This window comes from Paraburkholderia sp. SECH4, assembly GCF_030511745.1.
GTDB lineage: Bacteria > Pseudomonadota > Gammaproteobacteria > Burkholderiales > Burkholderiaceae > Paraburkholderia > Paraburkholderia madseniana.
Window position 1 is genome coordinate 50,318 of the sequence record NZ_JALOCP010000036.1, and the last position, 21,481, is coordinate 71,798.

Here is a 21,481-nt window from a genome sequence, read left to right on the forward strand (position 1 = left end):
GTTTGCGGGTTCTACCTCATATTTCGACGCGCGAGCCCAGCTCGATCACCCGGTTTGAACTCAGCTTGAAATAAGCCGCAGGGTTACCGATATTGTGCGCCATTACGCTGAACACTCGTTCGCGCCACACCGGCATGCCCTTGCCTCCGGTCGCCACCACGGTGGCATGACTGAGGAAATAGGACACCTGCGCCGGATCGACTACCAGGCCCTTCGGCTCGCAGTCGCGCAGCGCTTGCGGCAGGCTGGCCTCGTCCTTGAAGCCGTAGGTCACGAGGATGCTGTGGCAGTTGTGGCCCAGCGGCGTGATCGCCACGCGCTGCTCGCGCGGCACATAGGGCACATCCAGGTTGGTCACGTGCACGAACAGCACACGCTCGTGCAGCACGTGGTTATGCGCCAGGTTGTTGATCAGCGCATGCGGCACGGTGCTGGGGTTGATGGTCAGGAACGCGGCGGTGCCGGGCACGCGTATCGTTGCCTTCGCGAACAGGCTGTCCAGGTACCTGGCCAGCGGCAGCGCGCCGGCATGGACGGTGGCCTCTTCGACCATCAGCTCACGGCCGCGGTGCCAGGTGGACATGATGGTGAACATGATGGCGCCCAGCAGCAACGGGAACCATCCGCCATCCACGAACTTGAGCAGGTTGGCCGAGAAGAACGTGAAGTCGATGACGAAGAAGAAGCCGGTGGCCAGCACGCACAGCAACCAGTTGTAGTGCCAGGCATAGCGCACGACGTAGAACGTGAGGAAGGTGGTGATCATCATGGTGCCCGTTACGGCGATACCGTAGGCCGAGCCCAACGCCGTGGAGGAACCGAAGCCCAGCACCGCCCCCACCACCGCGATCAGCAGCATCCAGTTGATGGCGGGCACGTAGATCTGGCCGACCTCGCGTTCGGAGGTGTAGACGATGCCCATGCGCGGCATGAAGCCGAGTTGCATGGCCTGCTTGGTCATGGAAAACGCGCCGCTGATCACGGCCTGCGACGCGATCACAGTCGCCACCGTGGCCAGCAGCACCATCGGGAACAGCGCCATCGACGGGAAGAGGTGGAAGAAGGGGTTGTCCACGGCCTTGGGGTCCGACAACAGCAGCGCGCCCTGGCCCAGGTAGTTGAGCGCCAGCGCGGGTAGCACGAGTGCGAACCACGACAGGCGGATCGGCGGCGCGCCGAAGTGGCCCATGTCGGCATACAGCGCCTCGGCGCCGGTCAGCGCCAGCACCACCGCGCCGAGCGAGACAAAGGCCCGCCAGCCGTTGCGCACCAGAAATTCGAGACCCACGAACGGGTTGAAAGCGGCCAGGATGCCCGGCGCGCGGCCGATGGTGAGCAGACCCGACACCGCAATCACGCCGAACCACAGCACCATCACCGGCCCGAACACCGCGCCGATGCCGGCCGTGCCGCGCCGCTGCACCAGGAACAAGGCGATCAGCACGACTAGCGCGATCGACACCACGAAGGGCTTAAGTTGCGGCTCCGCCACTTCCAGCCCTTCCACCGCGCTGAGCACCGAGATGGCCGGCGTGATGACGCCGTCGCCATAGAACAGCGCCGCGCCGAACACGCCGGCGAGCAGCAGCCCGTGGCGCAGGCGGGGCCGGTTCATTACCGAACTGGAAGCCAGCGCCAGCAGCGCCATAATGCCGCCCTCGCCGTGGTTGTGGGCACGCATGATCAGCGTCACGTACTTCAGCGTCACCACGATGATCAGCGACCAGATGATGAGCGACACCACGCCCAGCACATTGAAGCGGTTGAGCACCAGCCCGTGACCCGAGTCGAATACCGTGCTCATGGTGTAGAGCGGACTGGTGCCGATGTCGCCGAACACGATGCCGATGGCGGCCAGCGCCAGTTTGGCCATCGACCCGTGGCTGGTTTCAGCGACGTGGCCGGCAGGGGCGCCCGGTTGTTGGCCTGAAGACGATTCCATGAATGGCTCCTTCTCAGTGGGTGGGGCCCCCGGCCAGCGAACGGTGCGCCGGCGCTCAAGCGCCTGGCGGCCCGTCTGGTCACGCTGATCCTCCTGCAATGGGCCGATCAGCGGACGGCCTGTCGATGACAGCGTACAGAAGAAAGGGCGCGGTTCAAAGCCAGGCATCCCCTTAGGATCACCCATCAGAACCGGTTCGCCTCAGTTGGTCTCCGGGTCTTCATCCATGATGAGCAGAAAAAGTGTCGCCTGAGATGAGATGTTCAGCTTCTTGTAAAGATTGCGCCGATGAACTTTGGCGGTAGCGGGTGACACGCCAAGCAGCCTTGCCATATTCTTGGTCGAATGTCCGGCAAGAATCATCAGTGCGATTTCGATTTCGCGGTTGGTCAGCGACGCATTGGAGCGCTTGCGCAACGCCTGTTCGAAGTGAAGGCGTCGATCACCTCCCGCGGGTAAACTTACCGGCGGCGGAAGCACGGCTGTTTGCGCCGCCAAAGCATGGCACATCAACGGAAGCAACCATGCGCCGTAAAGACAGAGGGTTCCGATTTCAGTCGAGCTAAAGCGGCGTTCACTGCCCATCGATACAGACAGCGTTCCACCCGCGGGCAGCGGGGCTAACAACTGCACCTCATCTTCCAGCACGTTCACCGAAAAATAGCGGCGAAAATATTCGGTTTCCCGGAAGTGGTCGGGGGCAACTTCGTCCAGGCAATACACGCCCGGGCTGATCCCGCCCAGGCTGAATTGATAGAAAGGGTCCAGCAAATAGACGCTGTTCAAATACCCCTTGAACAGTTCGGCGTTCGGCGTACGTGACTGGATCTCCGCAATCAACTGGGGTTTCCCGTTGGGCCAGAAGATCACCACCACCCAGTTGTCAAAGTGGACCACTTTGCGCAACAGGTCGATCAGCGCATGCCAGAACTGTTTGTCGTCGAGCTTTTCGACCAGACGTCCAAGCCGCTGATGAAAGGCAACGTCCGATACATCAAGCTGCATGTCAGTTTCCCCCACTACCCCTTAAAGGGTAGCTCGTCCCATCGTTCTAGCCCTTCGGCCTGATTTTCACGCGTCGTCCCCCACCCTACCATCTCTGTACCCCGTCGCATGCGCGTCGGCAAGCTTGCTCACAGCGAGCAACACTGGAGAAAAGTATGGGTATCAGAGACATCGGTGTTCGAGTTGGCCACGGCACGCCCGGTCCGTTTAACAGCATCACCGACGTGCAAGGCGTAAGAGTCGGTCATCGTACCCTGGTCGAAAACCGCGCAGAAGCTTCGATTCGAACCGGCGTGACGATCATCGAACCACGCGCCGGCATGGCACGGCTCGATCCATGTTTTGCCGGCTGTCACGTGCTCAACGGAAACGGCGATGCCACCGGCCTGGAATGGATCCGCGAATCAGGTTTGCTGACTACGCCTATCGCCTACACCAACACGCACAGCGTCGGCGTGGTTCGCGACGCATTGGTCGCCGCCGAACGCGCATGCGTCGGCGATAGCCAGTACTGGTGCATGCCGGTGGTGCTGGAAACTTTCGATGGGGTGCTGAGCGACATCTGGGGGCAGCATGTCACCGCCGCGCACGTTCACGAGGCGCAAGCCGCCGCTCGCAGTGGACCGGTGGCCGAGGGCTCGGTTGGCGGCGGTACCGGCATGATTTGTCATGAGTTCAAAGGCGGCATTGGAACAGCCTCGCGCAGGCTCGCGGCAGAGGACGGTGGCTGGACCGTCGGCGCACTGGTCCAGGCGAACTACGGCCGTCGCAACGCGCTGCGTGTGGCCGGCTATCCGGTTGGCGAGGTGCTGCGGAACCTGCCGTCGCCATTCGACAGACGTCGTGCGGGTGTCCCCGGAATGGGATCGATCGTGGTGACGCTTGCGACCGACGCGCCGCTTCTGCCGCATCAGTGCGAGCAAATTGCACGGCGCGCGAGCATTGGATTAGCCCGCGTGGGCGGCGGCACCGAATACTCCAGTGGCGACATCTTCATTGCCTTCTCGGTGGGTAACCGCGGCATACCGCCGGCGGATTACGGCAAGGCAATCGAGCCTGTCATCAGCGTGCGCAGCGTCATTCACGATTTCATTTCTCCGCTATTCGTCGCGGCTGCGGAAGCGGTCGAAGAAGCCATTCTCAACGCCCTTGTTGCTGCTGAAGATATGGACGGCCAAGGCGTTCATGTCCCCGCGCTCGGCGCCGACCGTTTGCTGAAAGCACTGGAACAAGTTGGTTGGCGCCGCGACCGCCGCCTCGTTCGCTGATTGACTGACGCTTCTTCCCCTTGCATGAGTTCCTTCATTAACACCGAAAGGTTGCTATGACACCCCGCCATCTCATCACTGTCGTCACTGGACTCCTCGCAGCTGTGGGGATGCTGGCCGCGACCGCAAACCATGCTCAAGCCGAAGAGCTGAATGTCTACAACTGGTCGGACAATATCGCCGACGACACCGTCTCTGGGTTCGAAAAGGAAACCGGCATTCACACGCGATACGACGTCTATGACGGCGACGACACCTTGCAGGCAAAGTTGCTAAGCGGATCATCGGGCTATGACGTTGTAGTGCCGTCATCCAGCCATGCCGGCAAGCAGATCGAAGCAGGTGTCTATCGGAAACTCGACAAGACCAAGATTCCAAACCTGGCCAATCTGGATCCCGTGCTCATGAAGATGCTTGCGTCGGCCGATCCGGGCAATCAATACACCGTGCCATGGTCATGGGGCACGGACGGCATCGGTTACAACGTCACGAAAGTGACGCAGATATTAGGCAAGGACGCACCCTACGATAGTTGGGACCTGCTGTTCGATCCGCAATACGTTTCGAAGCTGAAAACCTGCGGCGTTTCCGTGCTCGACTCCGCGGAGGACGCATTCTCGGTTGGGTTGATCTACCTGCATAAGGATCCCAACAGTAAGAACCCCGCCGATTATCAGGAAGTGTTCAAGCTGCTCAAAACGATTCGCCCGTACATCACCCAGTTCAATTCTTCCGGCTACATCAACGATCTCGCCAATAACGATGTCTGCATCGCGCTAGCGTGGTCGGGCGACGTCGGGATCGCGAAGCGGCGTGCAGAAGAGGCCCATCGCGCCTATGAGATTCGCTACGTCATTCCCAAGGGCGATGGGGTGTTGTGGTTCGATCTGATGGGAGTTCCTAAAGATGCGCCACACCCGGAAGCTGCAATGCAATGGATCAATTACATCCTTCAGCCCAAGGTTAGCGCGGCGATCACCAATCAGGTTTTCTATCCGAACGCTAACGCTTCGGCCCGTGCTTTTGTGAAGCCGGCGATCCTCGAGAATGAAGCGGTTTATCCTCGCGGAGAAAAGATGAAATCGCTCACGCTGTCATTGCCTTTGCCGGCCGATATCCTGCGCCTTGAAAACAGGCTGTGGACACAGCTTAAGGCCGGGCGCTGAGGTTGGGGCGGATCGACGTATTGCGTCAGCGTTGGATTGGCCGGCCGACATCGGGATCCTGTTAGTTCCTTTCATAGGATGACGTCACCACTTCAACAGAACGGGAAATGGTCAGATAGTCGCGGTGACAATCACGGAGGTTTCACTATGCGTATCTTTCTGACGGGCGCGACGGGCTTCATCGGTGCGGCCATCGTTCCCGAACTTATCAACGCGGGTCATCATGTGATCGGCATGACGCGTTCGGACGCGGGAGCGCAAGCGCTTATCGATGCAGGTGCGGAAGTGCATCGCGGAACCCTGGAGGACCCGGAAAGCCTGCGCAGCGGCGCCGCAAAAGCAGATGCCGTCATCCACACGGCATTCGATCACGATTTCTCAAGATTCGTGGAGAACTGCGAAAAGGACAAGCGAGCGATCGCGGCACTCGGTTCGGTGCTCGCTGGCTCCGACCGTCCTCTGATCATCACCTCCGGGACCGGCATGGGCAGCGGCGAGCATGGTCAACTGGCGACCGAGGATGTCTTTAATATCAGTCATCCAAATCCTCGGATCGCATCTGAGGTTGCTGGGAACGCGCTTCTGGAGGCGGGTGTCAATGTGTCAGTGGTGCGTCTACCTCAGGTTCACAACCCGTTCAGGCAGGGTCTCATCTCGCCGCTCGTTGCTATCGCTCGGGAGAAAGGCGTCTGCGCCTTCGTGGGCGAGGGCCGTAACCGCTGGCCGGCTGGCCATCTCTCCGATGTGGCGCGTCTCTATCGGCTCGCCGTGGAAAAGCGCCAACAGGGGGCTCGATATCATGCGGTCGGCGAAGAAGGGGTCAGTAGCCGCGAAATCGTCGAGGCGCTTGGTCGGGGTCTGAACTTGCCCGTCGTTTCGATCAGCCCGGATGAAGCGGCGTCGCATTTTGGATGGATGGCAATGTTCGTCGGCTTGGATATGCCGGCCTCGAGTGTTCAGACACAAGCCCGGTTGAACTGGCATCCAACCGGACCGACGCTCATCGCCGACCTCAACGAAGCGCGGTATGTCTAGTCACCTTTGTTGATCGGCACGAAGCGAAGCGGAATCGATCTACGTCGGGGCGTTAACGCTCATTGAAGCGATTAGCCCCCGGCGCGCTTCGCGCTGTAGCCGTACTTCTTGAGCGCTTCGATGACCCGCTCGCAATGGTCACCCTGCACTTCGATCACGCCATCCTTGACCGTTCCACCAGAACCGCAGGCTGTGCGCAATTGCTTGCCTAATGAGGCCAAGGCGAGAGGATCGAGCGCTAAGCCTTTAACGATCGTCACGCTTTTCCCGCCACGGCCCTTGGTCTCGCGTGACACTCGCACCACGCCATCGCCTACCGGTAATGTCTTGGCAACTGCCTTGCAGATACATTCCGCGATCACCTGCCTGCATTCGGGACACATCTGTCCGCCGTCGGTCGAATAGACAAGGCCGCCTTTTGAACTACGTTTCATGATTGGATTGCTCAAAGATATTACTTGGCTGCGAAACGCCGGCTCGATTGCGAGTGTGCAGGAATTGCCTGCATTGCTCGACGCCCAGCGTCCGCAAACATCTCGCGCAGCCGTTGTCGTTCATCGTCGGTGAGATGTAAAGCCGCTGCCGGCATCGCGAGCACCAATTGCAGCGTCAGGTCACCGCGCGAGCCATTGCGGTCCGTGAGTCCATGTCCGCGTAGACGGATCGCGCTGCCCTGTTGCGCGTTCGGCGGAATCGTCATCTGGTGCGCACGCCCCAGGATCTGCGCTTCGAAGTCACCACCGAGCGTGGCGGTCACGAAATCAACCTGAATCTCGCTTGCGAGATTCAGGCCGTCACGACGAAAGGCCGCGCTGCAGACAATCACGACCGAGAAGATCGCGTCGCCGGGCGGACCGCCATTCGGCCCGGGATGGCCGCCACCTTCGACGACAAGACGCTGGCCATCCCACACACCCGCTGGAACCTTCACCGCCTCGGACTTCCGAAATGTTCTGATACCCGTGCCGAGACACGCTTGACACCGCTCACTCGCTGGCGGGCGACCGGTTCCCCCACAGGCGACGCAGTGCGTGCCCGAGGCCGACAGACCGCTGCCGTAGCAGCTCGCGCACTGGGCGCCCCTTTCCTGACATGGGTGACACGGTCCCTTCACCGAATAGCTCGCTTCGACCTCGCCGCCGTGAATCGCTGCTTCGAGCGGCACGAAAAGTTCGATCAGACAGTTCGCGCCGCGCATGGGAGGCGGGCTGCGGTGTTCGCGTGAGTGGGCTGGCTTGTCGCGACGCTCAGTCGGTGCCGCCACCGGGCTGGACACGGGCGGTTCACGCTTGCCGGTCAGAATCTCAAACGCCTCCTGAATGCGCTTGAACACCGGTTCGACTGTCGATTCGGACCCCTTGTTGCGATCGGGGTGGTACTTCGCTCTTAGCCGTCGATACGCGCGCTTGACGTCTGCCGGCGACGCAGTGCCCGGCAACTTCAGCCGCCTATAGTATTCATCAAGACTCACGCATTTCCCCCACATTTCTTTCCGTACGCGCAAGTCTATCAAGACGCGGTGAAAGGACTGCCAGTTGTTGAAACGTCACCTCATCTGCCGCTTTCAGCCGCTGGACCTGCGGCCTTTGTCTTCGCCCGCACCTTACAAAGTAATAACTTGAAAGCCTAAAAGTACGGCGAATTTACGCGTAAACGACAATTTGTCTGAAGAATGTATTGTGGCTGCCGTTAACTGAATACATGGAGCACTTGCCGCATCCCCGGACGGCATTGCCGACTATCCAGCGACGCGCGAGCGTTGTTGGATCTATTTCCTTGTTCCAATTTTTTTCACGTTGACGAAGCAAGCTATGAATATCGGCAATATGAAACTCGGCGCCAAACTCATCAGCGCCTTTATCCTCGTATCAGTCATCAGTGCCATCGTCAGTGTGATCGGTGTCCGCAGCATGGGCCAGATCAGCGAAAACGCAGACACGACCTATCGAATGGATCTCGTGGGGCTCAACCAGATCCAGCAAGCGAACGCCGATGTGCTGAGAGTCGGTACCTATCTACGCAACGCCATTCTGGCCTCCACTGCCGAGCAGCGAACTGCCACACTAGCCCAGGCCGAAAAAGCCCTGGCCTCCGCGCGCGAGCACCTCAATCAAGCCGAGCCCCTCGTCTACACCGACAAAGGGAAGGCGACCTTCGCCGATCTCGATCAGGGCTGGCACGACTACCTACAGGCCTTCGATGAAATGAAAGGCCGGATTAACGCCGCCGGTCTACAGGATCAAGCTGCCCTGACTGGCTATCTGTTGGGCGAATACCACGAGAAGGGTTTCAAGACCCTGGTCCTGATGGGCACTCTGGTTAATGTGAAACAGAGCGACGCCCAAGCGACGGCCGGATCTAACGACAAGGTGTACGAGAACGGCCGCAATCTGATGCTTGTTCTGGTGGTCCTGTCCGTGTTGATCGGCTGGGGTATCGGCGTCTGGATGGCGCGTAGTCTGACACGGCAGCTGGGGACTGAGCCGGCGACAGCCGCCAACCTCGCCAGAAGCGTGGCAGCGGGCGATCTCAGCGTAAGCATCGATCTCCGGCCCGGCGATACGAACAGCCTCATGGCATCGCTGAAGGCCATGCGCGATGCCCTGTCGCAAGTCGTGGCGGAAGTCCGCGAGAACGCCGAAGGGGTGGCGACGGCGAGTGCGCAGATCGCACAAGGGAATCTGGATTTGTCGAGCCGCACAGAAGAGCAGGCAGCATCGCTCGAAGAAACCGCCTCGAGCATCGAGGAACTGACCGCCGCGGTCCGCCACAACACGGACAACGCGAAGCAGGCAGCAACGCTCGCCGGTACGGCCTCCGGCATCGCACAGCAAGGCGGCGAGGTCGTCGGGCAGGTGGTCGAAACGATGCGCGAGATCTCCGCAAGCTCGACCAAAATGTCCGAGATCATCAGTGTGATCGAGGGTATTGCCTTCCAGACCAACATCCTCGCGCTCAACGCAGCGGTCGAGGCGGCTCGTGCCGGCGAACAGGGTCGGGGCTTCGCTGTCGTGGCCGGTGAAGTCCGCGCCCTCGCGCAGCGCAGTGCCAGCGCCGCAAAGGAAATCAAGGACTTGATCGCCGATTCGGTTAACCGGGTGGATGTGGGCTCGACGCTTGTCGAGCAGGCGGGCGGCACGATCAACGAGATCGTCGCGTCGGTGAAGCGTGTCACCGATATCGTGGGCGAAATCTCATCGGCGTCGCAAGAACAGAGCACCGGCATCGAGCAGGTCAATCAGGCAGTCAACCAGATGGACCAGGTCACCCAGCAGAATGCCGCGCTGGTGGAAGAAGCTTCGGCTGCGGCCCAGTCGATGGCGCAGCAGGCGCAAAGCCTGCGTGCAGCGGTAGCCTTCTTCAAGATCGACGTCAGGCGCGTATCTGTGTCACCAGCGAATACGCCCCGGAAGGAACCACATCGGACGCCGCCGAAAATTCACGCATCGTCCCCTGCAAAGTTGACAAAGCCCACGGCGACGCCACGTTTGATAAGTGGCGGAAGCACTGCGGTCGCGACCAGCGCCAGTGAGACTGCCGACTGGCAGACATTCTGAACGGTGCAGCGCATTCAGGCTGGACGGCAACCTGTAGTCGAACGGGCCGAGGTTCGCGATTCACGCGCGCCGCATGGTCGATAACACCTCGCAGCGCTCGCCTCAGCCATTGAGGCAGTGCATGCGAGCGACGTCGTAGCCGGGAAAGAGTACCCACGGATGGAGACACGGGCCCGTTTCAGGCGGGCTCGATGAAGCAGCACGGAACGCGATTGCAGCCGGTATGCAGCGCGTTCAGGGCCGTCTCGCTGTCTCCGCATACCGGCGTTGTGCCGCCGGCTTCGTCACGTTGCTCTTTCGAGGGCCACGTGCGACGTCCGTATGAGGGATAGCGAGATCCGATTATTGGTTTCTACTCGGATCGTACTCAAAAAATATGGAATCACACGCTCCCCTAAATGTATCGACAACGGTCGTGAAGTCGTTGGAAGTCGCGAAAATCGACCACGTCTTCCTCGTGCCGGGGAAGATGATTTACCCGCTGCTGGATGCAATCGACAAGTCGCCATCGATTCGCGGAATTGTTTGCGCGCATGAGACCAGCAGTGCTTTCATGGCTGACGGTTATGCGCGGGCCAGCCGGAAATTTGGCGTGTGCGTGGGGATTTCCGGACCAGGCACCATGAATTTCGTGCCCGGTATGGCGGCCGCTCACGCGGACCGGATTCCCATGCTCTATATTGCCGGAGGGGTTTCGTCGCGCGCAGAAGGCAAAGGCGCGTTCCAGGACGCTACGATGAGCGGCATTTTCGAAAGCGGCGTGGTAAGAAGTCTGGTCGAAAATGTCGTTGAACTGAAGAACAAAGACAATCTTCAGGCCGAAATGCGTCGCGCGACAGACGGGTTGAACTGGATGCGTCGAGCGCAGTCTTTCGTGAGCATCCCTGTCGACGTTCAAAGGCAGGAAGTTCTACCCGGCCACGACGCATCACGGCAACCGTACGATCATGACGAGTTCAATGCATCCGGGGTACCCGCGAACCACGCAGCATTGGATGCCCTGTGCAAGCAGTACTTGCTCAAATCGAAGAGAATCGCTTTTCTGATCGGTAGTCGCGGCAATGACCCGGAAACCGCGAAGGTCCTGCTCGACGCGGCCGAAAAATTTTGCATTCCTGTTGCGACCACGCTATCGGGAAAGGGCGCGTTTCCTGAGGATCATGTCCTTTCGCTCGGCGTGTACGGATTCTCGGGCCACTCGCGGGCCGTCCGCGTCATCAACTCGGACGAGCTCGACGTCCTCGTCGTGTTCGGCAGCGACCTGAATCAGCGCGACAGCATGAACTGGACAGAGAAGCTGGCTGCCTGGAAGGAACTGATCATTTTCGACGACAGCTTCGACGCACCCGCGACGGGGCATGTCGCGCGCGGCAGGGTTTTCTCCGGGATTGGCGCCACATTTCGCGCGCTGTCCCAGATGGACACGAACCGGAGCGCCGACTTTCACACGATCCTGGAACGAAGAAAAGCATGGGTCGCCGAGGTCAACCAGACCCCGCTGTACGACTATAAGTTCGAGCAACCCGGCGTGCGGGGTTCAGATGGCGATCAATCGCTCTATACAGGAGATGTCGTCAAGCAACTGTGTCAACTCCTGCCGAAGGACGCAAACGTTGTCGTGGATTCGGGCGCTCACCGGATATTCATGGCTCATTACTGGCTCTCATCGGGCATTGGCAACTACTTTTCGTCCAGCTCCCTCGCGCCGATGGGTTGGGCAGTCGCCGCCGGGATCGGCGTCAAGCTTGCGGCTCCGGAGCGCCCATGTGTCGTAGTGACCGGAGACGGATGCATGCTGATGCACGGCATGGAGATCCAGACCGCAGCCCGATACGGCGTAAAAATGCTTTATGTCGTGTTGAACAATGCTGCACATGGCGCGGTCCATATCGACGCAATCAGCAATGGCTCTATTCCGGCGCAGTTCAGCGAGCTCCCGAGTCATGACTGGGCTGCTTTTGCCGCTTCGCTCGGTGTCGCGTCGCGCAGGGTCGAGCGCCTCGATGACCTGGCAGATGCGCTCGGCGAGGCGTCCCGGCTTAACGGTCCATTCCTGATCGAAGTGATGACCGGCGTCTTTCCGGCACCGAATCGGTACTACGCGGAATGCGCGGCTTGAACAGCAGCTATCAAGGTGCAACGGTGGTTTGCGCAGTCAGGTCAGCTTCCTAGCGACAGCAACCGCAGCCACCTTGATGCCTGAAGCCATAAGCCCCTTCTTCCACCGGCATGTTCCCGCCGCGCTGCGCCAGCAACACCGTCGAACCGCTGGCGATACGCGGCGACAGCAGGCCGCAATCCGGGCACGGCGTTCGCTCGTCTCGCCTCGCGACTGGGCGGATGGAATCGAACGTCCCGCATGCGTCGCAGGCATATTCATAGATTGGCATGACGTTCTACCAGTGACCGCCAAGTTCGCCGCGGGCGACAAACTGTCCCTGACCGGTCCGTCCGACCCAGTCGCCGTTGTCGATCAGCAACTCCCCCCGTAGCAGCACTTTCTTCACCCGGCCCGTGACTGCGCGGCCTTCGAACAACGTAAAGTCGCAATCGCCGTGCTGCGTGTCTGCGCTGATCGTATGCGACTCGTTCGGATCGAACAGGACGATGTCGGCGTCGCTGCCGATCGCAAGCGTTCCCTTCTTCGGGAACAGGCCGAAGAGCTTGGCTGGCGCAGTCGACATCAATTCGACAAAGCGATTCAGCGAAATGCGGCCGCCTCGTACGCCACCGTCGTAGACCACCGTCATGCGCGTTTCAACGCCAGGCACGCCATTCGGGATCTTCGAAAAATCGTCGCGTCCAAGCGGCTTCTGGTTGACGTTGCCGCGATGCCCCTCCTTCATGCAATACGGGCAGTGATCGGTCGAGATCAGTTGCAGATCGTCGGTCTTGAGCGCGGTCCAGAGCGCGTTCTGCGCTTCCTTCGAGCGCAGTGGCGGGCTCATCACGTAACGTGCGAGCTCGAAGCTGTCGTCGGCGTATGCAGATTCATCGAAGAACAGATAGTGTGGACAGGTCTCCGCAAACACCGGAATGCCCAGGTCGCGCGCTTCGATCACATGCTTCAGTGCCTCTTTCGCCGAAAGGTGTACGAAATAAACCGGTGCTTCGGCGAGTTCGGCGAGCTTGATGCCGCGATGCGTCGCTTCGCCCTCCATGATCGCGGGCCGCGTCAGCGCGTGATAACGCGGCGCGGTATGGCCTTGCGCGAGTGCCTCGCGAATCAGCAGGTCGATGACCGTGCCGTTCTCGGCATGCAACGCGATCATGCCGCCGTGCTGGCCGACCATCCGCATCGCCTGAAAAATCGCGGCGTCGTCCGACATGACCGTGCCGGGATAGGCCATGAACATCTTGAAGCTCGAGACACCTTCGTGACGAATCGCGTATTGCATGTCGCCGAGCACGCGCTCGTCCACCTGCGTCACGATCACATGAAACCCGTAATCGATGCTCGCGGCCGATGCGGCTTTCGATTGCGCCCGCGAGATCGCATCGAGCGGACTCGTGCCGGCCGTTTGCAACGCGAAGTCGATGATCGTCGTCGTTCCGCCGAAGGCGGCCGAGCGTGTGCCCGACGCAAAGTTGTCGCAGGTCACCGAGGCCCCGAAGGTGTTCTCCATGTGCGTATGGCAATCGACGCCGCCAGGAAACACCAGCAGTCCTGCCGCGTCGATCACCCGTGCATCCGGTCCTCCGTCGAGATTCAGTCCGATGCTGACGATGCGCTCGCCTTCCACAAGAATGTCGGCAACGTAGTCGTCAACGGCCGTAATGATGCGGCCGCCTTTGATGAGGGTTGGGGTCGAACTCATGAATCACTCCGTTGAGTGTCGGTTGCGATGGCGAGCGCGTCTTCGAGACGCATCAACTCTGCATGGGAAAGCGGTGGGATCGGCGGGCGCATCGACGGATGCGGAAAGTGGCCCAGCAAGTGCAGGCAAGCTTTCAGGCGCGCATTGGCGTACGAACCCGGCGCGGTTCCGTAGATTGCCTTCGCAAGCGGATAGATGCGCTCGTGAAGCTGCTGCGCGCGGCCGAGATCACCGTGTTCGACAGCGCGATACAGCGCCACGACCAGTTCGGGCACGACGGCCGCAAGGCTGACGAGGCTGCCTTCGGTACCGATCGCAAAGCAGGTGAACAGGTGTTCGTCGCCGGATGCCATCACGGCCACATGCGGCGCGATCGATCTAACGAGCCGGCGGTTTGCTTCGTACGCGGCCGTCTCCCAACTGCCTTCCTTGATAGCAACGACCTCGGGCAAGCCGACGAGCGCGGCAAGCATCTGCGGCGTGTAGGCCATGCCGCCCGTGGCGACGCCGGCCTGGTAAAGCATCATGGGCAGGCGGGCCTCGGCGTTGGCGATCCGGTGATGCGTCAGAACGGTGTCGAGATCGGTCGACAGCGCCCATGAGAATGGCGGAAACAGCAGCATGGCATCGGCGCCGGCCTGTCTTGCGTCGTTTGCGTGGGCCTGCGCCTCATAGCTGTCCTCGGCATTCACGCCGGCTACGATGATCGAGCGATCGCCGCAGACGGCATGTGCAATTTCCACGACGCGCCGCTTGTCCGCCGCCGAGAGCGTGAAGTTCTCGCCGGCATGGCCGTTCACCAGAAGCCCGACAATGCCGTCGACGCTCGCCACCGCTTCGATATGCCGCTCGAGCGCCGCTTCGTCCAGGTGTCGTCCATCCGCGTCGAGGGGGCACAGCGTAGCGGCATAGACGCCGTTGAATGGGTCGGCATGCGTAGGGATCATTCTGTCTTTTCCCGATGAAGTTGGGCGGGCGCATCGTCATGAACAACAAGCCGCGCCGGATCGAACAAGGGCAACTCGGGTTCTTCGCCGAGCATGGCCTGGGCAAGCAGCTTGCCCATGTAGGGACCGCTGGTGTAACCGGAATGCACGCAACCGATCACCCACGCATCGGGGGAACCGGGGAGCGCACCGATCATCGGCATGGCGTCGGAAGTTTCGGCTTCGAGGCCGAGCCAGATGCGGGCCACGCGCGCTTTGGCGAGCGCGGGGATCACATGCTGCGCGAGCCGGAGATTGCCGATCAGGTTGTCCGGCACGGTTTCCACGCCGCCCCGCTCGCGATCGCCGATGCCTTGCCAGCCACCGCCTATCAGGACACTGCCGTTGGCGAACTGCTTCATCGACAGCAGCCCGTTCGCGATGCTCAGCACCGATCTCATCACGGGCGGCATGCGTTCAGTGACGATCAACTGGTTGACGAGCGTCTTGACGGGGATGCGGATGCCGAGCATTGCGAGCAGCGGTTCCTGCCACACGCCGCCCGCCATCACCAGACGCGTCGCGTCGATACGGATGGCGTCATCCGGGCCGTACAACTGATACATCCCAGCGATGCGCTCGATACGCGTGATCGGTGTCTGCTCGAAAACGTGTACACCTGCTTCGCGCAATGCCGCATGGAAAGCACGGCCCGTGAGATAGGCGCTGGCGAAGCCATCGGTTGCGCAGTACGCGGCTTGCAGCATTGCGGGATTCAGGCCTGGCTCGACGGCGAGCGCGGCATCCCGGTCGAGCAGATCGATCTGCGCACCGTACTCGCGCCTCGCCGCCGCGCGTTGCTGCAGCAGCACTTTCTCGGATTCGGTGAAGGCGAGCGAAAGACCGGGCGCCGATGTCGCAAGCACGCCGTGGCCTAGCCACGTGTCGGTGTTCATCCACATTTTCCACGCGCGGATCGCGTAGGGAACGAGCGCGGCACGCGTCATATGCAGCGTCAGCGTGCCGGCGTTTACGCCCGACGCGCCACGGCACAGCGCATCGCGTTCGATCACCGCCACTCGCATGCCGGCTCGCGCCAGAAATAGTGCGGTGGTGCAGCCCATCACGCCGCCGCCAAGCACGGCGACATCGAATGCGGTGGTCGTCGGCTGGCTCATAGCGGCGCAGCCTTCGGGATCGGAATGTCGTCGTAGCTAAACTCGCCAGTCAGCGCTTCAACCGTGACGGGCCGCAACGGCGTGCGGGCAGAAAAACAGCCCGCGCGTTCGCGCGAGCCGCCGCATGCGCGTGCCGCAAGCAGTTCCGCCGCTACGTCTCCGCATGTGCGACCCTGGCACGGCCCCATGCCGCAGCGCGTCCAGGCCTTGAGCTGGTTCACGTCGTGCGCGCCGGCGTCGCAGGCGGCGTCGATCTCGGCGCGCGTCACGTCTTCGCATCGACAGACGATGGTTTGCGGCCCAATACCATCGGTATGGCCGGGTCGTAGCGCCATCAATTGCGCCATCGAACGACCGAAACGCGCCGCCTTGAGATACGCCCGACGCACGGATGACAGTCGCGACCGGAGCCCGGCGATGTCCGTGCCGCCAAGCTCGATGGCGCAGGCGAGTCCCGCTAGCGTGCCATGATGGCTCGCTGCGGCCGCGCCGGCGATGCCTGCGCCGTCGCCCGCCACGTAGAGCCGCGGGCGCGAGGTGCGGCAGTTCTCGTCGGTGATGGCGATCCATCCTCCCGCCTGCCGCGAGTACCGGTGCTCCGCGCACAAGAGACGCGTGATTTCGGTTGACGGGGTCAGCCCATGACCGACCGCGATGCAGTCGGCGACCACGCTGCGGTGTTCTCCGGATACGGGCCGCCCTGCTGCGTCACACGGCGCCAGAGTCGCACGCAGCCGATCGCCGGCTGGCTCGACTTTGACTATCGTGTGCCGCGAATGAATCGGCACACCTGCGCGGCGAATTTCGCGCCACCAGTGGAAACCCTCGCGCATCAGATCGGGGCGCGACACCATGGCGGGGAGCGCGCGTGCCCAGTCGCCGAGGCCCGCGATATCCGCAATTGCTTCGACCTTGCCACCGCTTTCTATCGTCTTCGCGGCGACGGCCGCAAGCAACGGTCCGCAACCTGCGACTAGTGTCGAGCGGCCCGGCAGGATGGCTTGCGATTTGAGGAGAATCGTTGCGGCGGCCAGCCCGATGACGCCGGGCGTGGTCCACCCGTCGAAGGGCACGACACGTTCCGTGGTTCCCGCTGCGACGATCAGCGCGCGCCCGATGCAATACACGGGGCCGGCCGGACCCACGGCATCGACGCGATAGTCGGCGGTGACCGCCCAGACCACGTGATCGAAGTAGGTGGTGACCTTACTTTCGGCGAGTTCGCGCCGTAGCGCGTCACCCGCTTGCTGGTCCGCGCTCGACGGAACAGCGGCGCTGACCGGTGCGCGGTAGACCTGCCCGCCGGCCGCCGGGTTCTCATCGAACAGCGCAACCCTGAGACCTGCTGCCGACGCAGCCAGCGCCGCGTTCACGCCGGCCGGGCCGCCGCCGAGCACGAGGACATCGAACTCAGATATCAAGGCCGATCTCCGGTACTTTGTCGACGCGCATTCCTTCAATGACCGTCGTCCGGCATGCAAGCGCGCGGCGACCATCGACTACGACCAGACACTCCTGACAAGACCCCATCAAACAGAACATGCCGCGCGGCACGCCATTGCGCGGGCTCGTCCGTAAGGTCTTCGTACCCGAGGCGAACAGCGCTGCCGCCACGCTTTCGCCCTGGCGCGCCCGCACCGGCCGACCGTCGAAGAGAAACCTCACCGTAGCCGCGCCGCCTGCCTTCGAGATGCGCATGGTCTTCTCATCCAGCATGGGGCATGGCTCCCTTGACAACTAATTTCGTCGATGTTTTTATCTTATCGTATACGTTTCGTATACACAAAATGGCCAAAATAAAGACGGTCCGGGAAGCGTCCGAACCGTGCGCCAGACCGGTCAGCATTCGCCCCCGAACCTCTTACGGAGTTGCCGCATGAAATCCTCGATCCTCCTCACCCGCATGCTCGCCGTGGGTATTGCCGCCTGCGCGTTGCTCGGCGCGTTCGACGCCAGTGCTCGCACGCTCGACGAAATCATCGCGTCGAAGAAGATCGTGTTCGGCATCAACCCCAACCTGCCGCCGCTCGGCATTTACGACGCGAAAAACACCATCGACGGCTTCGATGTCACTATTGCCAGGAAGATTGCCGACTCGCTCGGCGTGAAGCTCGAAATCGTTCCGGTTGGCTCGAACGATCGCGTGCCGTTTCTGATGACCGACAAGATCGACGCGGTAATGGGCGGCATGACGCGCAACGCGGACCGCCTGAAGGTGATCGACTTCACCGACCCGGTCAACACCGAAGTGCTAGGCGTCCTGACGACACAGGCGACGTCTTATTCAGACTGGACCCAGTTGAACGATCCGGCGGTACGCCTCGTTCAGGTACGCGGCACGACGCCTATCCAGCTGATTCATGACAAACTGCCCAAGGCGCAGCTTCTGATTCTCGACAACTATCCGGATGCGGTTCGCGCGATCGCTCAGGGCCGCGCCGATGCATTGATCGACGTGCTCGACTTCATGCTGAGTTACACGAAGAACTATCCGACGAAATGGCGTGTGGTGGATGCGCCGATCGAAGTGGACTACGACTGCATCGGCGTGCAAAAGGGCAATATGGCGCTGACGCAGCGTCTGAACAAGGAAATCGGCACGTTGCAGAAGAACGGCTTTGTCGCCGCAAGCTGGAAGAAGTGGTTCGGCAGCGCCATGCTGCACGATCCGACCGCCTCACCTACACCTGTTGCAGCCGCGCAGTAAGGGAAACTGGCGACAGCGCTCGTCGCCGTAACGGACGAGCACTTCGCATCCGGCGGGAGCCACTATTCGATGACCCTACATTTCGAGCCCATCCTCCAGCAGTGGCCTTATCTGCTTGCCGGCGCATGGCTCAGCCTGCAGATCGCCGTGCTCGCGTTTGGGTTCGGCATGATCATCGGCCTCGTCTGTGCTTCGGTGTTGCGCTACGGGCCGGCGTTTCTGCGCAAGGTGGTGATGGCTTATGTGGCATTCGCGACCAATACGCCGCAACTCGTGCAGATCTTTTTCCTGTTCTTTGCACTGCCTGAGATCGGCGTGACCCTGTCGCCGTTCACAGCGGTGCTGATCGGGGCAACGTTCAATGCGGGCGCCTATCTGTGCGAGATCCAGCGCGCAGGGTTCAATTCGGTCCGGCTAATGGAGATCGAGGCTGCCGAAGTACTCGGCTTCTCCACGCCGCAGATCGTGCGGCATGTGATCTTTCCACACGTACTAAAGGTGATGTTCCCGCCGCTGTCGAACCAGTTCATCGTCATGACGCTCGGCACGTCGATGGCGTCGATCTTCGGTGTCGAGGAACTGACGGGGCGCACGTACAACCTCAGTTCACAGACCTACCTTTCGGTCGAAGCGTTCAGCGTGGCCGCCGTTCTGTATGTCGCCGTCACATTGATCGCGACGTTCGCACTGGCGATGATCGGGCGCCATGTCTGCCGCGCCAAAATCAAGGTGTTCTGATGTTCGCTTCCTCACAGGCCGAAATCGCACAACTGTTTTCTTTCTACAACCTGCTGTTGCTAGTGGAAGGGTTCGCCGCAACCTTCGTGCTGTCGGCTGCCGGCTGCTTTACGGGCTTTCTCGCGGGCTTTGTCATAGCGATTGTCCGCGTCACGCATTCCCGCACGATGGCGCCTTTGCGCGCCCTCGCCTTTGTCTATTGCTTCCTGTTCCGCCGCATCCCGTTTCTGGTCACGCTGATGCTCGTGTTCTTCGCGAGCCAAACGTCGAAAGCCAATCTCTCGACGTTTGCCGTCGCTTCGCTGAGCGTCTGCCTGATCGCGTCCGCCTACCTTGGCGAGATCATTCGAAGCGGACTCGAATCGGTCCATAAAAATCAATGGGAAGCCGCGCAGACGCTGAATTTCTCGTACTTCGAATCGCTGCGCTTCGTCATCGTGCCGCAAGCGTGGCGCGTGATCGTGCCGCCCACGTTCGGGTTCTTTGTCATGTTCATCAAGGACACGGCGCTCGCCTCGCAGATCGGCGTGATGGAACTGACGTCCGCCGGCAAGGTGCTGACCAACAAGGGGTTTTCCTCGTGGCTCGTGTACGGAACGGTGTTGGTGCTTTATTTTGTGATGTCGTATCCGTTGTCGCGCTTGGGTAAGCGCCTGGAGAAGAAACTTGCCGCAACTCGAAATCGTTGATCTGAAGGCGTCGTATGGGCCGCACACGGTCCTTGAACGTATCAACCTGTCAGTCGAGAAAGGTGAAATCGTCAGCCTGATCGGGCCGTCCGGGTCAGGCAAGAGCACGTTGCTGCGCGTTCTACTGGGACTGTTGCCTCCGGAGCACGGCAGCGTACGGCTGAACGGCGATCTCGTGAACTATGCGGACAAGACGGCCGTGCGGTCGTTGCGCTCGGAAATCGCGATCGTTTTCCAGCAATACAACCTGTTCCAGAACATGACCGTGCTGGACAACGTGATGATCACGCCTACCCGGATCAAGGGCTGGCCGCGCAAGCAGGTGGAAGAGGATGCCATCCGGTTGCTCACGCGGGTGGGCCTGGAACACAGGCTGAAAGCGTATCCGGACGAGTTGTCGGGTGGCCAGCAGCAACGTGTGGCAATCGCCCGCGCGCTGGCGTTGAAGCCAAACGTGCTCTTTCTTGATGAAGTCACCGCCGCGCTCGACCCCGAACTCGTCACCGAGGTGCTCGATACGATTCGCGCACTGGCGCTGGAGGGTATCACCATGTTCATCGTGTCGCACGAGATGGGCTTCGTGCGCGAGGTGTCGTCGAAAGTCGTGTTCATGGCCGGTGGCCATGTGATCGAAACAGGCTCGCCGCAGCAGATTTTCGATGCTCCGCAGGAAGCGCGCACGCGTGAATTCGTCGGCAAGATCCTGCGCCACTGATGGAGTCGCTGGGGCCGCGAGTCGCTAGCGAGCCGATCCGGTTCAGGGACCGCTGCCTCCACTCAGACGGTTAAGCACGAAACGGCGCAAGTTCTGCAGGTGCGTGCGAACGGCGGCGCGTGCAGCTTCTGCGTCGTCGGCAGCGTACGCTTCGAGGATCGCAAGGTGCTCGGCGCGATCCTCCTCGATTCGATTGAAAGGTGTCGTGAGTTCAAACAGCCGGCTGTTCGTGCGCACCACTTCGATCATCCGCGCGAGCACGTCGTTGCCGCTTGCATGCGCCATCATCGTGTGAACCTGGTCGTCGATCTGCCAGTGTTCCTGCTCCTGCTGCCCACTGCGCAGAGCCTTGATCTTCTTTATCAGTTGCTGGATCTTTTTCTTGTCGATCTTGCCGATGGCAAGGCCGACGGCCTCCGCTTCGAGCAGCTCGCGCACCTTCATCGCCTGCAAATATTCCTGCGCGCTGACGAAGCGCACCGAATAAGAGCGAGCCCCGGCGCGCGTCAACAGCCCTTCGCCTTCGAGCCGCAGCAACGCTTCGCGCATGGGCGTGCGGGAAATGTTGAGTTCCTCGGCCAGCCGCCCTTCAACGACGGCGCCGCCGCTGCGCAACGCCTTGTCGAGGATCATTCGCCGCAAAGTCTGATAGGCCAGTTCCCCCAGTTTTTCCGGGGTTGTCAGGGAAGATGCTGTCACGTCGTCTCACTCACTTCGGATGCACGGTATACGTATTG

The 21,481-nt window shown here is 61.1% G+C and carries 20 protein-coding genes; 9 read left to right on the top strand and 11 right to left on the bottom strand.

Translation table 11 applies throughout. From position 1 onward, the window contains the following. Positions 1-16: 16 nt before the first annotated feature. The gene (locus M0D67_RS33480) at positions 17-1,873 is read right to left on the bottom strand and encodes a potassium transporter Kup (RefSeq protein WP_154559436.1); all 1,857 of its coding nucleotides are present in this window, start codon (positions 1,871-1,873) and stop codon (positions 17-19) included. 270 nt (positions 1,874-2,143) lie between these two features. After that, positions 2,144-2,947: a helix-turn-helix transcriptional regulator gene (locus tag M0D67_RS33485; RefSeq protein ID WP_266241181.1), complete on the bottom strand. Its 804-nt coding sequence runs from the start codon at positions 2,945-2,947 to the stop codon at positions 2,144-2,146. Positions 2,948-3,102: 155 nt separating this feature from the next. On the opposite strand from M0D67_RS33485, the gene M0D67_RS33490 reads away from it, so the two are divergent. The 3 genes from M0D67_RS33490 (at position 3,103) to M0D67_RS33500 (ending at position 6,416) form a co-directional block, all read left to right on the top strand. Further along, positions 3,103-4,215 (top strand): P1 family peptidase, encoded by a 1,113-nt coding sequence (locus M0D67_RS33490; protein WP_266241183.1) that lies wholly within the window; start codon positions 3,103-3,105, stop codon positions 4,213-4,215. A 110-nt stretch (positions 4,216-4,325) separates the two neighbouring features. Then, a complete protein-coding gene (locus M0D67_RS33495; RefSeq protein WP_266241225.1) occupies positions 4,326-5,381 on the top strand; it encodes a polyamine ABC transporter substrate-binding protein in 1,056 nt (351 codons plus the stop codon). Between the two features lie 147 nt (positions 5,382-5,528). Continuing rightward, positions 5,529-6,416: an SDR family oxidoreductase gene (locus M0D67_RS33500; protein ID WP_266241185.1), complete on the top strand. Its 888-nt coding sequence runs from the start codon at positions 5,529-5,531 to the stop codon at positions 6,414-6,416. A 71-nt stretch (positions 6,417-6,487) separates the two neighbouring features. Here the strand turns inward: M0D67_RS33500 and M0D67_RS33505 are convergent, their stop codons facing one another. Together M0D67_RS33505 and M0D67_RS33510 are read right to left on the bottom strand one after the other, a co-directional pair. Continuing rightward, positions 6,488-6,850 (bottom strand): translation initiation factor Sui1, encoded by a 363-nt coding sequence (locus M0D67_RS33505; RefSeq protein WP_266241187.1) that lies wholly within the window; start codon positions 6,848-6,850, stop codon positions 6,488-6,490. Positions 6,851-6,870: 20 nt separating this feature from the next. After that, a complete protein-coding gene (locus M0D67_RS33510) occupies positions 6,871-7,887 on the bottom strand; it encodes a DnaJ C-terminal domain-containing protein (RefSeq protein WP_266241189.1) in 1,017 nt (338 codons plus the stop codon). Between the two features lie 340 nt (positions 7,888-8,227). Here M0D67_RS33510 and M0D67_RS33515 point away from each other — a divergent pair, with 340 nt between their 5' ends. Both M0D67_RS33515 and M0D67_RS33520 read left to right on the top strand, forming a co-directional pair. Further along, on the top strand, positions 8,228-9,973 hold the full coding sequence (locus M0D67_RS33515; RefSeq protein WP_266241191.1) for a methyl-accepting chemotaxis protein: 1,746 nt from the start codon (positions 8,228-8,230) through the stop codon (positions 9,971-9,973). Between the two features lie 376 nt (positions 9,974-10,349). Continuing rightward, positions 10,350-12,092, top strand: coding sequence for a thiamine pyrophosphate-binding protein (locus M0D67_RS33520; protein WP_266241193.1), 1,743 nt, complete (start codon positions 10,350-10,352; stop codon positions 12,090-12,092). A gap of 49 nt (positions 12,093-12,141) precedes the next feature. On the opposite strand, the gene M0D67_RS33525 is transcribed toward M0D67_RS33520, so the two are convergent. The 6 genes from M0D67_RS33525 to M0D67_RS33550 are packed head-to-tail and all read right to left on the bottom strand — an operon-like array spanning position 12,142 to position 17,611. Continuing rightward, on the bottom strand, positions 12,142-12,363 hold the full coding sequence (locus M0D67_RS33525) for an FmdB family zinc ribbon protein (protein ID WP_266241195.1): 222 nt from the start codon (positions 12,361-12,363) through the stop codon (positions 12,142-12,144). A 6-nt stretch (positions 12,364-12,369) separates the two neighbouring features. Further along, positions 12,370-13,791: a dihydropyrimidinase gene (gene hydA, locus M0D67_RS33530; protein WP_266241197.1), complete on the bottom strand. Its 1,422-nt coding sequence runs from the start codon at positions 13,789-13,791 to the stop codon at positions 12,370-12,372. Further along, complete coding sequence (locus tag M0D67_RS33535) at positions 13,788-14,738, bottom strand: dihydrodipicolinate synthase family protein (protein WP_266241199.1); 951 nt, start codon at positions 14,736-14,738, stop codon at positions 13,788-13,790. Before M0D67_RS33535 ends, hydA begins: the two co-directional genes overlap by 4 nt. Then, positions 14,735-15,895 carry an FAD-binding oxidoreductase gene (locus M0D67_RS33540; RefSeq protein ID WP_266241201.1) on the bottom strand — a complete coding sequence of 387 codons (1,161 nt, stop codon included), beginning with the start codon at positions 15,893-15,895 and terminating at the stop codon, positions 14,735-14,737. The genes M0D67_RS33535 and M0D67_RS33540 overlap by 4 nt, the downstream gene beginning before the upstream one ends. Then, a complete protein-coding gene (locus M0D67_RS33545) occupies positions 15,892-17,316 on the bottom strand; it encodes an NAD(P)/FAD-dependent oxidoreductase (RefSeq protein WP_266241203.1) in 1,425 nt (474 codons plus the stop codon). The genes M0D67_RS33540 and M0D67_RS33545 overlap by 4 nt, the downstream gene beginning before the upstream one ends. Beyond that, positions 17,306-17,611 carry a (2Fe-2S)-binding protein gene (locus M0D67_RS33550; protein ID WP_266241205.1) on the bottom strand — a complete coding sequence of 102 codons (306 nt, stop codon included), beginning with the start codon at positions 17,609-17,611 and terminating at the stop codon, positions 17,306-17,308. The genes M0D67_RS33545 and M0D67_RS33550 overlap by 11 nt, the downstream gene beginning before the upstream one ends. Positions 17,612-17,771: 160 nt before the next feature. Between M0D67_RS33550 and M0D67_RS33555 the strand changes: the two genes are divergently transcribed. The 4 genes from M0D67_RS33555 to M0D67_RS33570 all read left to right on the top strand — a co-directional run bounded on the left by M0D67_RS33555 (position 17,772) and on the right by M0D67_RS33570 (position 20,744). Continuing rightward, a complete protein-coding gene (locus M0D67_RS33555; protein WP_266241207.1) occupies positions 17,772-18,602 on the top strand; it encodes a transporter substrate-binding domain-containing protein in 831 nt (276 codons plus the stop codon). Between the two features lie 69 nt (positions 18,603-18,671). Then, the gene (locus tag M0D67_RS33560; RefSeq protein WP_093641734.1) at positions 18,672-19,340 is read left to right on the top strand and encodes an amino acid ABC transporter permease; all 669 of its coding nucleotides are present in this window, start codon (positions 18,672-18,674) and stop codon (positions 19,338-19,340) included. Further along, positions 19,340-20,029 (top strand): amino acid ABC transporter permease, encoded by a 690-nt coding sequence (locus tag M0D67_RS33565; RefSeq protein ID WP_266241210.1) that lies wholly within the window; start codon positions 19,340-19,342, stop codon positions 20,027-20,029. Before M0D67_RS33560 ends, M0D67_RS33565 begins: the two co-directional genes overlap by 1 nt. Continuing rightward, positions 20,007-20,744 carry an amino acid ABC transporter ATP-binding protein gene (locus tag M0D67_RS33570; RefSeq protein WP_266241212.1) on the top strand — a complete coding sequence of 246 codons (738 nt, stop codon included), beginning with the start codon at positions 20,007-20,009 and terminating at the stop codon, positions 20,742-20,744. Before M0D67_RS33565 ends, M0D67_RS33570 begins: the two co-directional genes overlap by 23 nt. A gap of 42 nt (positions 20,745-20,786) precedes the next feature. Here M0D67_RS33570 and M0D67_RS33575 read toward each other — a convergent pair whose 3' ends face one another. Beyond that, positions 20,787-21,443, bottom strand: coding sequence for a GntR family transcriptional regulator (locus M0D67_RS33575; RefSeq protein WP_266241213.1), 657 nt, complete (start codon positions 21,441-21,443; stop codon positions 20,787-20,789). Positions 21,444-21,481 lie beyond the last annotated feature (38 nt).

Bases quoted from the DNA above. Each gene is read 5' to 3' on its own strand.
- M0D67_RS33480 (WP_154559436.1), bottom strand. From the start codon at position 1,873: ATGGCCAAACTGGCGCTGGCCGCCATCGGCATCGTGTTCGGCGACATC.
- M0D67_RS33485 (WP_266241181.1), bottom strand. From the start codon at position 2,947: ATGCAGCTTGATGTATCGGACGTTGCCTTTCATCAGCGGCTTGGACGT.
- M0D67_RS33490 (WP_266241183.1), top strand. From the start codon at position 3,103: ATGGGTATCAGAGACATCGGTGTTCGAGTTGGCCACGGCACGCCCGGT.
- M0D67_RS33495 (WP_266241225.1), top strand. From the start codon at position 4,326: ATGCTGGCCGCGACCGCAAACCATGCTCAAGCCGAAGAGCTGAATGTC.
- M0D67_RS33500 (WP_266241185.1), top strand. From the start codon at position 5,529: ATGCGTATCTTTCTGACGGGCGCGACGGGCTTCATCGGTGCGGCCATC.
- M0D67_RS33505 (WP_266241187.1), bottom strand. From the start codon at position 6,850: ATGAAACGTAGTTCAAAAGGCGGCCTTGTCTATTCGACCGACGGCGGA.
- M0D67_RS33515 (WP_266241191.1), top strand. From the start codon at position 8,228: ATGAATATCGGCAATATGAAACTCGGCGCCAAACTCATCAGCGCCTTT.
- M0D67_RS33520 (WP_266241193.1), top strand. From the start codon at position 10,350: ATGGAATCACACGCTCCCCTAAATGTATCGACAACGGTCGTGAAGTCG.
- M0D67_RS33525 (WP_266241195.1), bottom strand. From the start codon at position 12,363: ATGCCAATCTATGAATATGCCTGCGACGCATGCGGGACGTTCGATTCC.
- hydA (WP_266241197.1), bottom strand. From the start codon at position 13,791: ATGAGTTCGACCCCAACCCTCATCAAAGGCGGCCGCATCATTACGGCC.
- M0D67_RS33535 (WP_266241199.1), bottom strand. From the start codon at position 14,738: ATGATCCCTACGCATGCCGACCCATTCAACGGCGTCTATGCCGCTACG.
- M0D67_RS33540 (WP_266241201.1), bottom strand. From the start codon at position 15,895: ATGAGCCAGCCGACGACCACCGCATTCGATGTCGCCGTGCTTGGCGGC.
- M0D67_RS33550 (WP_266241205.1), bottom strand. From the start codon at position 17,611: ATGCTGGATGAGAAGACCATGCGCATCTCGAAGGCAGGCGGCGCGGCT.
- M0D67_RS33555 (WP_266241207.1), top strand. From the start codon at position 17,772: ATGAAATCCTCGATCCTCCTCACCCGCATGCTCGCCGTGGGTATTGCC.
- M0D67_RS33560 (WP_093641734.1), top strand. From the start codon at position 18,672: ATGACCCTACATTTCGAGCCCATCCTCCAGCAGTGGCCTTATCTGCTT.
- M0D67_RS33565 (WP_266241210.1), top strand. From the start codon at position 19,340: ATGTTCGCTTCCTCACAGGCCGAAATCGCACAACTGTTTTCTTTCTAC.